The organism is Brevundimonas sp. G8 (genome assembly GCF_902506205.1).
Taxonomy (GTDB): Bacteria; Pseudomonadota; Alphaproteobacteria; order Caulobacterales; family Caulobacteraceae; genus Brevundimonas.
The window spans coordinates 2202907-2214278 of record NZ_LR732816.1; the positions used below are offsets into that span (position 1 = coordinate 2202907).

The following is an 11372-nucleotide window of genomic DNA, read 5'->3' on the forward strand; positions in this document are numbered from 1 at the left end:
TGAGCCGGCGCGGAAGGCCTGGAACCCGCGCCGGCCTGTCTGCTCAGGCGGCTTGCGATGCGGCCTGCGCCTGGAGAAGCTTCTTGACCTCGGCCTTGGCGACCTTGCCGTAGCCGGACTTGGGAAGCGCATCCCAGAACAGGATGTCGGTCGGGATCTTGTAGCGGCTAAGCTTGCCGTCGAGGTGGGACAGGACCGCCTGGGGGTCGGCCGCCTGGCCTTCGCGCGCGACCAGAACGGCGACGCCGCATTCTCCCCACTTGTCGTGGGGCATGCCGACGACGCAGGCTTCGGAGATGGCCGGGTGGGTCAGGATCGCTTCCTCGATCTCACGCGGATAGACGTTGGAACCGCCCGAGATGAACATGTCCGACGCCCGGCCGGTGATGTAGAGGAAGCCCCTGTCGTCCAGGTGGCCGAGGTCGCCGGTGTGGAACCAGCCGTCCTTGAACGACTTCTCGTTCGCCTCGTCGTTCTCGAAATAGCCGAGGAAGACGGCCGGGCCGCGCACGCAGATTTCGCCCGTTTCATTGGCCGACAGGCGCTTGCCGTCGTCCGACAGAATGGCGATGTCCATGCCCGTGCGGGGCAGGCCGCATGAGCCGATCGGATAGGACGCGTCGTCCTCGATCGTATGTAGACGCGGCGGCAGGACGGTGATGTTGCCCGTGACCTCGCCCAGGCCGAAATACTGGACCAGAACCTTGCCGATCTTGCGCAACGCATGCTGCTGGTCGGCCCGGTACATGGGCGCGCCTGCATAGATGACGTAACGCAGCGAGGAGTGATCGTAGCGGTCTACCGCCTCATGCTGTGTCAGCATGGTCAGGATGGTGGGCACGGTGAACATGTTCGTCACCTTGTGCGTCTCGACCAGTCGCCAGGCCTCTTCGCAATCCAGCCGTTCGGTGGACAGCAGCACGCTGGCGGCGCCCTTGGCGACCTGGGTCACGGCGTGGATGCCCGAGCCGTGCGAAAGCGGTGCGACGACCAGGGAGACGTCGTTCTCCGTCGTGTCCGGCATCAGGTCGCACAGGTGGTTCACGGTGACGAAGGCCATCTGGCCGTGGGTCAGCATCCCCGCCTTGGGACGGCCGGTGGTGCCTGAGGTGTAGAAGAACCAGCAGACGTCGTCGCGATCCACATCGGCCAGTTCGACGTGCGGGGCCGAGGTGTCGGCGACCAGCGCTTCCCAATCTTCGCCCGGCGCGTCTGCCCCGATCCAGAAGACCCTCTCGCAAGCCGTGTTGGCGTCTTTCGCCGCCGCCGCGTGATCGGGAAAGCCGGTGTCGAAGATGTGGGTCGTGGCGCGCGAGGAGGAGGCCAGATAGGCCACTTCCGGCGGCGTCAGGCGGAAGTTCGTCGGCACCCAGACCGCGCCCAACCGCCAGCACGCCCACTGGGTCTCGAACATGGCGTTGCAGTTGCGAGAATGGACCAGGACACGGTCGCCCTGTTTGACGCCACGCTTGGCCAGGGCCGAGGCGGCGCGGGTGACGCGGTCGTTGATCTCGGTCCAGGTCCAGACGCGGTCATCCTGGATCAAACCGGGGCGGTCGCCAAAATGCTGGGCGGCATGAACCAGCATGGAGGCCAGGTTGCTGGTAGGCAGCGTCATGCTTTGATCGGCTCCAGAATGGAGACGTAGTTGGCGACGGCGGCGCCGCCCATGTTGAAGACGCCTGCGACGTCGGCCTTGGGCAGTTGCATGTCGCCCGCCTCGCCGGCCAGCTGCATGGCCGAGATGACGTGCATGGAGACCCCGGTGGCGCCGACCGGGTGGCCCTTGGCCTTCAGTCCGCCCGAGCGATTGATGGGCAGGCGGCCGTCGGCCTGCGTCCAGCCCTCAAGCGCGGCGCGCGCGCCCTGGCCCTGCGGCGTCAGGCCCATGGCCTCGTACTCGATCAATTCGGCGATGGTGAAACAATCGTGGGTTTCGACAAAGGACAGGTCGCCCAGCTTCAGATCAGCGATCTCCAGCGCCTTGGCCCAGGCCTGGGCGCCCGCCTCGAAATGGGTCGGGTCGCGACGCGACAGCGGCAGATAGTCGTTCAGATGGACGGCCGCGCGCCAGCGGATCGCCTTCTTCATCGACCTGGCGGTGTCTTCATCCGTCAGGATCAGGGCGGCGGCGCCATCCGAGATCAGCGAACAATCGGTGCGCTTCAGCGGACCGGCGACGAAGGGGTTCTTTTCCGACTCGTTGCGGCAGAAGTCGAAACCCAGGTCCTTGCGCATCTGGGCGAACGGATTGTCGACGCCGTTCTTGTGGTTCTTGGCCGCTATGGTGGCCAGCGCATCCGACTGGTCGCCGTACTTCTGGAAATACATTTCTGCGATGCGGCCAAAGGCGCCCGCGAAACCGGCGGGGATGTCGCCCTCTTCCTTGCGATAGCTGGCGCCAAGCAGGACGTCGCCAGCCACGGCGCTGGTGGTGTGGGTCATCTTCTCGGCGCCGACGACCAGGGCGAAACGGCCCCGTCCGGCAGCGATGAAGTCGCGCGCCTGGAAGACGGCGGCGGCGCCCGAGGCGCAGGCGTTCTCCACGCGTGTCGCTGGCTTGAAGCGCAGGCCCGGCACACTGTGCATGGCCAGGGAGGAGGGGAAGTCCTGCTTGGAGAAGCCGGCGTTGAACACGCCGACGAAGACGCCGTCGACCTCGTCCTGCTGAATGCCGGCGTCGGCGATCGCCTGGGCGGCGACCATCTCGATCAGGCTTTCGACGTCGGGTGCATCATGAAGTTTTCCGAACGGGCTGTGGGCCCATCCAACGATGGCGGCTTCAGTCATGAGATTTTCCTCAAACGTACAGGGGAGCGCGCAGGTTCGGGCGCGGGGGAGGTGATTTCCGGACGGGCGAGGCGCAGCGACAGTTTCTGCGCTTCGTGCTGAACAATCGGAGCCAGTTCGGCGCGGCGGGCTTCGCCCAGTCGGCTCTCGATGGCTGAGATCGACAAGGCGCCGACGCAGTCGCCCTCGGGGCCAATCACGGCGACACCGATCGCCCAGCTCCCGGCCAGCAGACGTCCGGGATTGAAGGCGAAACCATTGGCGCGAGTTTCGGCGACGGCGTCGCGCAGGAAGTCGGCCGTATAGGTCGGATAGGCGGAGGCCAGTTCGGGGGCGATGGATTCGAGAATCCGCTCGACCTCGTCGTCGCTCATGGCCGCCAGCATGGCCAGGCTGCCGGCGCCCACGCCCAGCGGATGGCGGTCGCCCGCCTGAAGGACGTGAGTGCGGATCGGGAAGGCGCCGTCTAGACGTTCCAGGCAAACGGCGTGGCCGTCGCGCGGCACCGACAGGAAAACCGTGTCCTGGCTGGAAGCGGACAGGCGCTGCAGCGCACCCGAAGCCAGACGGTGGATGCCGAACCGCTCTGTCGCCAGGACGCCCAGGACGAAAGCCTCTGGACCCAGGTGATAGAGGCGATCCTCGGCGCTCTGTTCGATGAAGCCGTTCCGCTCCAGCGCTTTCAGCATTCTGTGAACGGTCGGTTTGGCCAGATTGGACTGGCTGACGATGTCGGCGAGACGCACGCCGTCCTTCGAGCGCGAGCCCACCAGGCGCAGAATTCCAAGCGCGCGATCCAGCGCTTGTGCGCCGTCAGCCTTGATTTCTTGATCCGTCATCTCAAACTCCCAAATGGTCCATATATTGGACTCTTATATAGGTATTTCTGGACTAGAAACTGAACGGACTTATTTTCCCTGTCAAATGGGCATTTGAAGAAAATTAAAAGGTCCAAATAGTGGACCATTAGAATAAAAATCTCAACTTTCGAGTTGTCGTGTGTTTTCGATTACGGTATTCCGTATTCCATCATGACCTATGCGATGGACTCGATCAGCGCCGCCCCCATGCTCGTGGAGCAGGTCTATCAACGGCTGCGGGCGGCGATCACGGACGGCTCACTGGCTCCCGGCCAGCGGGTCCGTCAGGGGGAGCTTGCGGAAAATCTGGGCGTCTCGCGCGCCCCGATCAGCCACGCGTTGCATCTGTTGAAGCATCAGGGCCTGGTGATCGAATCCGGGCGTCGCGGGGTCGAGATCGCGCCTCTGGATCCCGATCAGCTGCGCGATGTCTATCAGATCCGAGCGGCGCTCGATTCTCTCGCGTCGCGGTTGCTCGCTCAGAGATTTGCGGACGGCCGAGTATCGGACGCAGAGGCGCAGCGCCTGGACGCGGCGCTGGTTGCGGGCGACGCCATTCGACCGAAGACGCCTCTGGCCGAGCGGGCGGCCCTGGACGTCGCCTTTCACCAGGTCATTTACGGCCTGTGCTGCAATCCGACCATCGAGGAGACGCTGGCTCCGCTGTGGCCGCACATCCAGCGCGCCATGAATGCGGTTATGGCCGTCGATGAAATCCGCACCCGCGCCTGGCGCGAGCACGCCGAGATCGTGCGCCTGGTCCGGGCGGGGGATGTGGAAGGCGCGGCCTCGGCCGCCTGGAGCCATGCGGCCAACGCCGGCTCCGAAACCGAGCAGAGACTTCGACAGACCAGTCCGGCGTGAAGACCGGCGCCTCAGAACATAGGAGAACGACCATGAAACTGACCCAGGAACAACTCGAGCACTTCCGCACGGAAGGCTACATTTTCATTCCCGAGGCCTTCACGCCTGAAGAGGTGGAGGTGCTGCGCGAAGCGGCAGCAGACGTCTTCGCCCCCGAACGACCAGAGATCTGGCGCGAGAAGTCGGGTGTTCCGCGCACGGCGTTCGCTTGCCACACCTACAACAAGGCCTGCGAGTTGCTGGGCAAACACCCGAAACTGGTGGAGCCGGTGGCGCAGGCTTTCGAAGAGCCGGTGTACATGCACCAGTTCAAGATCAACGCGAAGGCGGCCTTCACCGGTGACGTCTGGCAGTGGCACCAGGACTTTGTGACCTGGCACAACGACGACGGCATGCCTGAGCCGCGGGCCATGAACATCGCTGTCTTCCTGGACGACGTCCTGCCGATCAACGGTCCGCTGATGCTGGTTCCTCGCAGCCACGAGAGCGGAGCGATCGAGGCCGGGCACGACACCGAGACGACCGCCTATCCGTTGTGGACTTTGGACAATGATACGGTGGCGAGGCTTGTTGAGCAGGGCGGCATCGTCGCCCCGACCGGGAAGGCCGGCGGGCTGCTGATGTTCCACGGCAATCTGGTCCATGGCTCGGCTGGCAACATCACGCCCTATCCGCGCAAGATCGTCTATCTGACCCTTTCGGCGGTTTCGAACGCGATCACCAAGCCGACGCGGGCTGAATATATCGCCCACACGGATTTCACCCCCATCGAGCCGGTCTCAGACGACGCCTTGGTTGAATACGCGCGCAGCCAGAAGGCCGCCGCCTAAACCTGATCACGGCGAATACGGGCGCGGGCGCGGTCGCAAAGCGGCCTCGCGTTCCTTTCCGACGACTGAACCACGCGAGGAGACACCGATGGGCGAGAGAATGAAGGATAAGGTCGTCCTGGTCACTGGCGCGGGATCGTCCGGGCCGGGGTGGGGCAACGGCAAGGCTGCGGCGGTGCTCTACGCCCGGGAAGGCGCCAAGGTCTTCGCCATCGACCTGCGGATCGAAGCCGCCGACGAGACCAAGGCCCTGATCGAAGAGGAGGACGGCGTGTGCCAGACCTTCGCCTGCGACGTGTCGAAGTCGGATCAGGTGCAGGCCATGGTCCAGGCCTGCATCGACGCCTTCGGCCGCATCGACGTGCTGCACAACAACGTCGGCATCTCCGAGACGGGGGGCGCCGTGGACGCCTCCGAAGAGAGCTGGCACAGGCTGATCGCCATCAACCAGACCAGCGTCTTCCTGACGTGCAAATACGTGCTGCCGCACATGGTGGCCCAACAGAAGGGCGCCATCGTCAACGTCGGCTCGGTCGCCGGTACGCGCTGGATCGGCTTCCCCTATGCGGCCTACACGGCGACGAAGGCGGCGGTCATGGGACTGACCCAGAATATCGCGCTTCAGCATGCGCACGAAGGCATCCGCGCCAACTGCGTCCTGCCCGGCCTGATGAACACGCCGCTGATCAAGGGGGCGCTGACAGCCGGCTACGAGGGGTCTTTCGACGACATGGTGGCCCGGCGCGACGCCCAATCGCCGACCGGCAAGATGGGCGACGCCTGGGACGTGGCCTACGCCTCCCTGTTCCTGGCGTCGGACGAGGCGAAATACGTCAACGCCACCCAGATCGTGGTCGACGGCGGCCTGACCGCGCGCTGCGCCTGATCGGATTTTCATGATCGCCCCGCCGCCATGACCGACCTGTCGCCATGACTGCTTTGTTGAACGTCGTCCTGCCGGTCTTTGCGCTGATCGCGTTGGGTTATCTGTGCCGGCGAGTGAATGTGCTGGGACCGTCGGCGGTCACGGAGATCAACCGGTTCGTGGTCTGGCTGGCCCAGCCTGCGCTGCTGTTCGGCATCACCGCCAATGCTCATTGGTCCAGCTATCGCCTGGACTTCACCCTGGCCATGGCCGGGGCCTTGGTTGGGACCTTTGTCCTGGTCCTGGCCCTGACCTGGCGCAGGATGGGCGCGGGCGACGCGGTGGTGGACGCCCAGAGCGCCGCCTACGCGAACAATGGCTTTCTGGGCATTCCGTTGGGCCTGCTCGTTTTCGGCGACGGGTCGCTGCCATTCTCGGGCGTGTCGGTCATCCTGACCGCTTGCGTCCTCTACGCCCTGGGTTTGATCGGTCTGGAGATGGCGCAGGCGAGGGGGCATGGGCTGGGCAAGGCCCTGCTGAAGGCCGGCGGGGCGGTGGTGCGTAATCCGATGATGATCGCTCCGGCCGTCGGGGCGGTCTTCTCCACCCTGGGGCTCAAGCCCCCCGAGGGGGTGACCACTCTGCTCGAGCTGCTGGCCGGCGCGGCCATTCCTTGCGCCCTTGTCGCCTTGGGCCTGTTTTTGGCCGAGAACGCCACAGCCGGGTTCGGCGACTGGAGCTGGGCGCCGCTGACAGCGGTGAAGCTGGTGGTTCAGCCGCTCATCGCCTGGCTGATCGCCGGACCGATCCTGCACGCCCCGCTGCAGGTGGTGCAGATGGCCGTGTTGATGGCCATGATGCCGACCGGCGCCGGTCCCTTCATGCTGGCCAAGGTGTACGGCCGGCGCGGCGTGGTCGCGTCTCAGACCATTCTCGCCACGACGCTTCTCTCGGTTGTGACCATTTCCGTGTTCCTGACCCTAATTCGTTGAGCCTTTTTATGCCGATATACGCCTTGGGCGACGTCGCCCCCCGCCTGCCCGATGAGGGTGATTTCTGGATCGCTCCAGACGTGATGGTCATCGGCGACCTCGTTATGAAATCAGGCGCGAGTCTGTGGTTCGGAACCGTCGTGCGCGCCGACAACGATACGATCACGATCGGTGAGAACTCCAACGTTCAGGACCGTTGTGTCCTTCACGTCGATGCCGGCGAGCCGCTCACCATCGGGCGCGACGTGACGGTCGGGCACATGGCGATGCTGCATGGCTGCACCATCGGCGACAATAGTCTGATCGGCATCGGCGCCGTCGTGATGGGCCGGGCCGTGATCGGCCGCAACTGCTTGATCGGCGCCGGCGCATTGATCACCGAAGGAAAGGTCATTCCCGACAACTCGGTCGTGATGGGTGCTCCCGGCAAGGTGGTCCGTGAGGTCGGGCCTGAACAGGTCGCCGCCCTGACCGCCTCGGCGGACAACTATGTGGCCAACTGGAAGCGTATGGTCCGCGACCTGCGGCCAACGTCATGAGGTCGCTGTCGAGCGCCTCCGCCCTGTTGGACACGCTTTGCGGCATTGTCGGCTCTCGGCACGTTCTGACAGGTGACGGCAGGACGCGACGATTTCGTAAGGGCTATCGGTTTGGCGAAGGCTCCGCGCTTGCGGTGGTGCGTCCGGGCACCCTGGTCGAGCAGTGGCGCGTCGCCAAGGCCTGCATAGAGGCGGGTCGCATCCTCATCATGCAGGCCGCGAACACGGGTCTGACCGGCGGCTCGACGCCCGACGGCGCCTATGACCGCGAGGTCGTCATTCTGTCGACGACGCGAATGGAAAAGGCGCATCTGATCCGAGGCGGCCGCCAGGTCATCTGCTTGCCCGGCGCGACGCTTTATCAGCTTGAGACCTTGCTGAGGCCCCTGGGGCGCGAGCCGCATTCTGTGATCGGCTCGTCGTGTATCGGCGCTTCGGTGATCGGAGGCGTCTGCAACAACTCCGGCGGTTCCCTGATCCAGCGTGGCCCGGCTTTCACCCAGCTGGCGCTGTTCGGGCGCATCGATGAGACGGGTCGGCTGGAGCTCGTCAATCATCTGGGCGTCGCTGTTGACGGCGATCCGGAAACCGTCCTGGCCCGGATCGAGGCCGGTGACTTCGCTGACGGCGACATCGACGACGATCCCGATTACGTCGCTTCCGATCAGGATTACGTGGCGCGCCTTCGCGACATCGAGGCGGATACGCCTGCGCGATACAATGCCGATCCGGATCGCCTGTTTGAGGCGTCCGGCAGCGCAGGCAAGGCGGTGGTTTTCGCTGTTCGGCTGGATACTTTCCCGGCCATCGACCACAGCGCCGTTTTTTATATCGGCACGAATGACCCGGCCGTGCTGACCCGCATGCGACGCGATATTCTCGGGGGGTTCGCCCATCTGCCGACAGCGGGCGAATACATGCATCGCGACTGCTACGACATCGCGCGGAAATACGGGAAGGACACGTTCCTGGCCATCCGTTCGCTAGGCACGGGACGCATCGGCCGGCTCTTCGCAATGAAATCACAGTTCGACGCGGTGGTTGAGAGCCTGGGCATTATGCCCAAGTTCTTCGGCGATCGCCTGCTGCAGGTCGTCAGCAGCCTGTTTCCCGAACATCTCCCGGAGCGAATGAATCAGTATCGCGACCGGTTTGAACACCATCTGATGCTGAAGATGTCAGGCGAGGGCGTGGAGGAGGCGCGGACATATCTCGCGCGCACCTTGACCGGCGAGACGTCCGCCTTCTTCGAGTGCACGCCGGACGAGGGCTCGCGCGCCTTCCTGCACCGGTTCGCCGCGGCGGGGGCGGCGGTGCGTTATCGCGCCGTCCACCATCGCCAGGTTTCAGATATCGTCGCATTGGACATCGCGCTGCGCCGCAACGACCAGGACTGGATGGAGGTTTTGCCGGACGACGTGCGGCGCCCGATTTTGAAGAGTCTCTATTACGGGCACTTTTTCTGCCACGTCTTTCACCAGGACTACATTGTCGCCAAAGGTCATGACCCGATCGCCTTGGAGCATCGGATGTGGCGACTGCTTGATCAGAGGCGAGCCGCCTATCCCGCCGAGCACAATGTCGGCCATCTCTATCAGGCCAGCCCGGCCCAGACCGCTCACTTCAAGAGGCTGGATCCGTGCAACTGTCTGAATCCGGGCATCGGAAAGACCTCTCGCCGCGCGGAATGGGTCTGACAAGCCTTCAGGCGGCGGGCGGGGCCGCCAGGCCCTGAGCCAGAAAGCCGCCGTCCACGGTCAGGACGTGGCCCGTCACATAGCTGGCCTCATCGGACAGCAGGAAGACCGCAGCCCCTGCCATCTCATCAGGTGAGCCGTAACGCTTCAGCGGCACGCGACGTCCCCATTCTTCACGTGTGTCGGCCGAATGAACCTGGGCCACGAGAGGGGTCTCGACAGGGCCGGGTGCAATGACGTTCACGCGTATTCCGAACTGAGCAAGGTCCACCGCCATCACCTTCGACAAGGTTATGACGCCGCCCTTGGACGCCCCGTAGGCGCTTCGATCTGCGTTGCCGAGCACGCCAGAGACACTTGCAATATTGATGATCGCCCCGCCGCCGCCCGCCTTCATGGCCCTCGCCGCCGCCTGTCCTACGAGGAAGCTGCCGCGCAGATTTACAGCGATTATGGCGTCGAACGCCTCGACAGGCGTGTCCAGGAAAGGTTGTTCACGCGCCACGCCTGCGCTGTTGACCAGGCCGTCAAGGCGTCCGTGACGATCGACTATGGTCTTGATTGCAGAGTCTACGGACGTCTGATCGGAGACGTCCAGATGCAGCGGTGAAATGGCGGCGTCGCTCAGCGTGGTCGCCGTCGTCGACAGATCCCCGGCGATAACCTTAGCGCCTTCCGAGACCAGTTTGCTGCAGATCGCCGCGCCTATGCCGGACAAACCGCCGGTCACCAGCACAACATGATCCTCTAAGCGTCTTGTCATGGTTTTCTCCAAAAAACACAGTTGGTCCGTAATATGGACCTACGGTGTGTCACTATTTCCTAGTCGTGATAGCTTGCTTGTCTTAGTGAGCGCGGTAATAATGACAATACAGAAACACGAGGTCCAATATATGGACCCTTGGGAGATGATGATGACTGATCGACTTAGGGCGAGTTTCAAAGAGGTGGCGGCTTGAGCGCCCCGCTTATCCAGGCGCGGCGCGTCCGTCATCCGGGCGCATCGCGCTTCGGGCGCGTCCTGACTGCCGTGGGTGAACATTCGCGCCAAGCCCTGGGGTTCATTCAGCCCGGCGAAACGATTCAGGGCGGCGTAGAAAGACTGTTCCTTGAGATGGGCGCGACCGCCGGCGGGTTCCGGCTTATCGGCGGGCGGCTTGCCCAGGCCTATTATCATGTGGCCGGGCCCAGATCCGACAGTGCCCGGGCGGTTGAATACGGGGCGGCCATCGTCATCGACGGCGAGGCGCTCGTCGTTGCAGCCTCGGGATCGTTTGGTCCCTCAGTCGACGGAAAACCCCTTTTGCACCTTCACGGCGCCCTAGCCGACGCTCAGGGACAAGGGCACGGCGGCCACCTCAACGTCGAGCGCTGCATCGCCGGCGTAGGCGGGGTTCACGTCCATCTGATGGCGGGTTCGGGTTTTCGCCAGGCGGCCGATCCGGAAACGCGATTTTCCACCTTCTTCCCCGTTTCAGAGTTGAATGATGCCCCTTACGAACCGCACTGATATTCGGACCGGCCGCCTCGCGACGGTCCGCCTTGGCCCGAACCAGGATTTGGTCGAGGGATTGCAGCAGGCGGCCGCTGAGCTCGGCTTCGAACGCGCGCTTGTGCGTAGCGGCCTGGGCAGTCTCAACGACGCCGTGATCGAGAATGCAGAGGGGCGCACGAAGGTGCTGCAAGGACCTGCGGTCGAGATCCTGACGCTTTCGGGCGAGATCGCTTTGGCGGACGACGCGGCATCGGTCGGCGTCTCTGGCGTCGTCGGCGAGACGACCGGAGCCGTCTGGGCCGGCCGTTTCACGCCCGGCCGCAACCTGATCTGCGTCACGGCGGAGATCGTCATCGAAGAGATCATCGAGTCTGCGGAGCAACACGCAGCCTAAGGCATATCCACGCGCCGCAGCTTTGCGGCGCAAACACCGACGGACC

General features: G+C 64.1%; 12 protein-coding genes. 8 read left to right on the top strand and 4 right to left on the bottom strand.

What is annotated here, in order from left to right:
* Window positions 1–43 precede the first annotated feature (43 nt).
* Genes CHRYSEO8AT_RS10735 through CHRYSEO8AT_RS10745 form a run of 3 tightly spaced genes read right to left on the bottom strand, consistent with a single transcriptional unit; the run spans window position 44 to window position 3629 of the window.
* On the bottom strand, window positions 44–1618 hold the full coding sequence (locus CHRYSEO8AT_RS10735; RefSeq protein ID WP_159849857.1) for an acyl-CoA synthetase: 1575 nt from the start codon (window positions 1616–1618) through the stop codon (window positions 44–46).
* On the bottom strand, window positions 1615–2790 hold the full coding sequence (locus CHRYSEO8AT_RS10740; protein ID WP_159849859.1) for an acetyl-CoA acetyltransferase: 1176 nt from the start codon (window positions 2788–2790) through the stop codon (window positions 1615–1617). The genes CHRYSEO8AT_RS10735 and CHRYSEO8AT_RS10740 overlap by 4 nt, the downstream gene beginning before the upstream one ends.
* Entirely contained in the window at window positions 2787–3629 is an 843-nt protein-coding gene (locus tag CHRYSEO8AT_RS10745) for an IclR family transcriptional regulator (protein WP_159849862.1), read from the bottom strand. The genes CHRYSEO8AT_RS10740 and CHRYSEO8AT_RS10745 overlap by 4 nt, the downstream gene beginning before the upstream one ends.
* Before the next feature lie 192 nt (window positions 3630–3821).
* Between CHRYSEO8AT_RS10745 and CHRYSEO8AT_RS10750 the strand changes: the two genes are divergently transcribed.
* The 6 genes from CHRYSEO8AT_RS10750 to dld all read left to right on the top strand — a co-directional run bounded on the left by CHRYSEO8AT_RS10750 (window position 3822) and on the right by dld (window position 9437).
* A complete protein-coding gene (locus CHRYSEO8AT_RS10750; protein WP_201304410.1) occupies window positions 3822–4514 on the top strand; it encodes a GntR family transcriptional regulator in 693 nt (230 codons plus the stop codon).
* A gap of 32 nt (window positions 4515–4546) precedes the next feature.
* Window positions 4547–5344 (top strand): phytanoyl-CoA dioxygenase family protein, encoded by a 798-nt coding sequence (locus tag CHRYSEO8AT_RS10755; RefSeq protein WP_159849864.1) that lies wholly within the window; start codon window positions 4547–4549, stop codon window positions 5342–5344.
* 88 nt (window positions 5345–5432) lie between these two features.
* A complete protein-coding gene (locus tag CHRYSEO8AT_RS10760) occupies window positions 5433–6230 on the top strand; it encodes an SDR family NAD(P)-dependent oxidoreductase (protein WP_159849866.1) in 798 nt (265 codons plus the stop codon).
* Window positions 6231–6274: 44 nt separating this feature from the next.
* A complete protein-coding gene (locus CHRYSEO8AT_RS10765; protein WP_159849868.1) occupies window positions 6275–7201 on the top strand; it encodes an AEC family transporter in 927 nt (308 codons plus the stop codon).
* 8 nt (window positions 7202–7209) lie between these two features.
* The gene (locus CHRYSEO8AT_RS10770; protein WP_159849870.1) at window positions 7210–7740 is read left to right on the top strand and encodes a gamma carbonic anhydrase family protein; all 531 of its coding nucleotides are present in this window, start codon (window positions 7210–7212) and stop codon (window positions 7738–7740) included.
* Complete coding sequence (dld, locus tag CHRYSEO8AT_RS10775; RefSeq protein WP_159849872.1) at window positions 7737–9437, top strand: D-lactate dehydrogenase; 1701 nt, start codon at window positions 7737–7739, stop codon at window positions 9435–9437. The genes CHRYSEO8AT_RS10770 and dld overlap by 4 nt, the downstream gene beginning before the upstream one ends.
* A 7-nt stretch (window positions 9438–9444) precedes the next feature.
* On the opposite strand, the gene CHRYSEO8AT_RS10780 is transcribed toward dld, so the two are convergent.
* Complete coding sequence (locus tag CHRYSEO8AT_RS10780; RefSeq protein ID WP_159849874.1) at window positions 9445–10200, bottom strand: SDR family NAD(P)-dependent oxidoreductase; 756 nt, start codon at window positions 10198–10200, stop codon at window positions 9445–9447.
* Between the two features lie 267 nt (window positions 10201–10467).
* Here CHRYSEO8AT_RS10780 and CHRYSEO8AT_RS10785 point away from each other — a divergent pair, with 267 nt between their 5' ends.
* Window positions 10468–10947 carry a PCC domain-containing protein gene (locus tag CHRYSEO8AT_RS10785; protein ID WP_255451506.1) on the top strand — a complete coding sequence of 160 codons (480 nt, stop codon included), beginning with the start codon at window positions 10468–10470 and terminating at the stop codon, window positions 10945–10947.
* Complete coding sequence (locus CHRYSEO8AT_RS10790) at window positions 10922–11326, top strand: PPC domain-containing DNA-binding protein (RefSeq protein WP_159849879.1); 405 nt, start codon at window positions 10922–10924, stop codon at window positions 11324–11326. Before CHRYSEO8AT_RS10785 ends, CHRYSEO8AT_RS10790 begins: the two co-directional genes overlap by 26 nt.
* Window positions 11327–11372: the final 46 nt, after the last annotated feature.

Coding starts and splice junctions, on each gene's coding strand:
- CHRYSEO8AT_RS10755 (WP_159849864.1), top strand. CDS start 4,547: ATGAAACTGACCCAGGAACAACTCGAGCACTTCCGCACGGAAGGCTAC.
- CHRYSEO8AT_RS10745 (WP_159849862.1), bottom strand. CDS start 3,629: ATGACGGATCAAGAAATCAAGGCTGACGGCGCACAAGCGCTGGATCGC.
- CHRYSEO8AT_RS10735 (WP_159849857.1), bottom strand. CDS start 1,618: ATGACGCTGCCTACCAGCAACCTGGCCTCCATGCTGGTTCATGCCGCC.
- CHRYSEO8AT_RS10765 (WP_159849868.1), top strand. CDS start 6,275: ATGACTGCTTTGTTGAACGTCGTCCTGCCGGTCTTTGCGCTGATCGCG.
- CHRYSEO8AT_RS10770 (WP_159849870.1), top strand. CDS start 7,210: ATGCCGATATACGCCTTGGGCGACGTCGCCCCCCGCCTGCCCGATGAG.
- CHRYSEO8AT_RS10780 (WP_159849874.1), bottom strand. CDS start 10,200: ATGACAAGACGCTTAGAGGATCATGTTGTGCTGGTGACCGGCGGTTTG.
- CHRYSEO8AT_RS10740 (WP_159849859.1), bottom strand. CDS start 2,790: ATGACTGAAGCCGCCATCGTTGGATGGGCCCACAGCCCGTTCGGAAAA.
- dld (WP_159849872.1), top strand. CDS start 7,737: ATGAGGTCGCTGTCGAGCGCCTCCGCCCTGTTGGACACGCTTTGCGGC.
- CHRYSEO8AT_RS10790 (WP_159849879.1), top strand. CDS start 10,922: ATGATGCCCCTTACGAACCGCACTGATATTCGGACCGGCCGCCTCGCG.
- CHRYSEO8AT_RS10760 (WP_159849866.1), top strand. CDS start 5,433: ATGGGCGAGAGAATGAAGGATAAGGTCGTCCTGGTCACTGGCGCGGGA.
- CHRYSEO8AT_RS10750 (WP_201304410.1), top strand. CDS start 3,822: ATGACCTATGCGATGGACTCGATCAGCGCCGCCCCCATGCTCGTGGAG.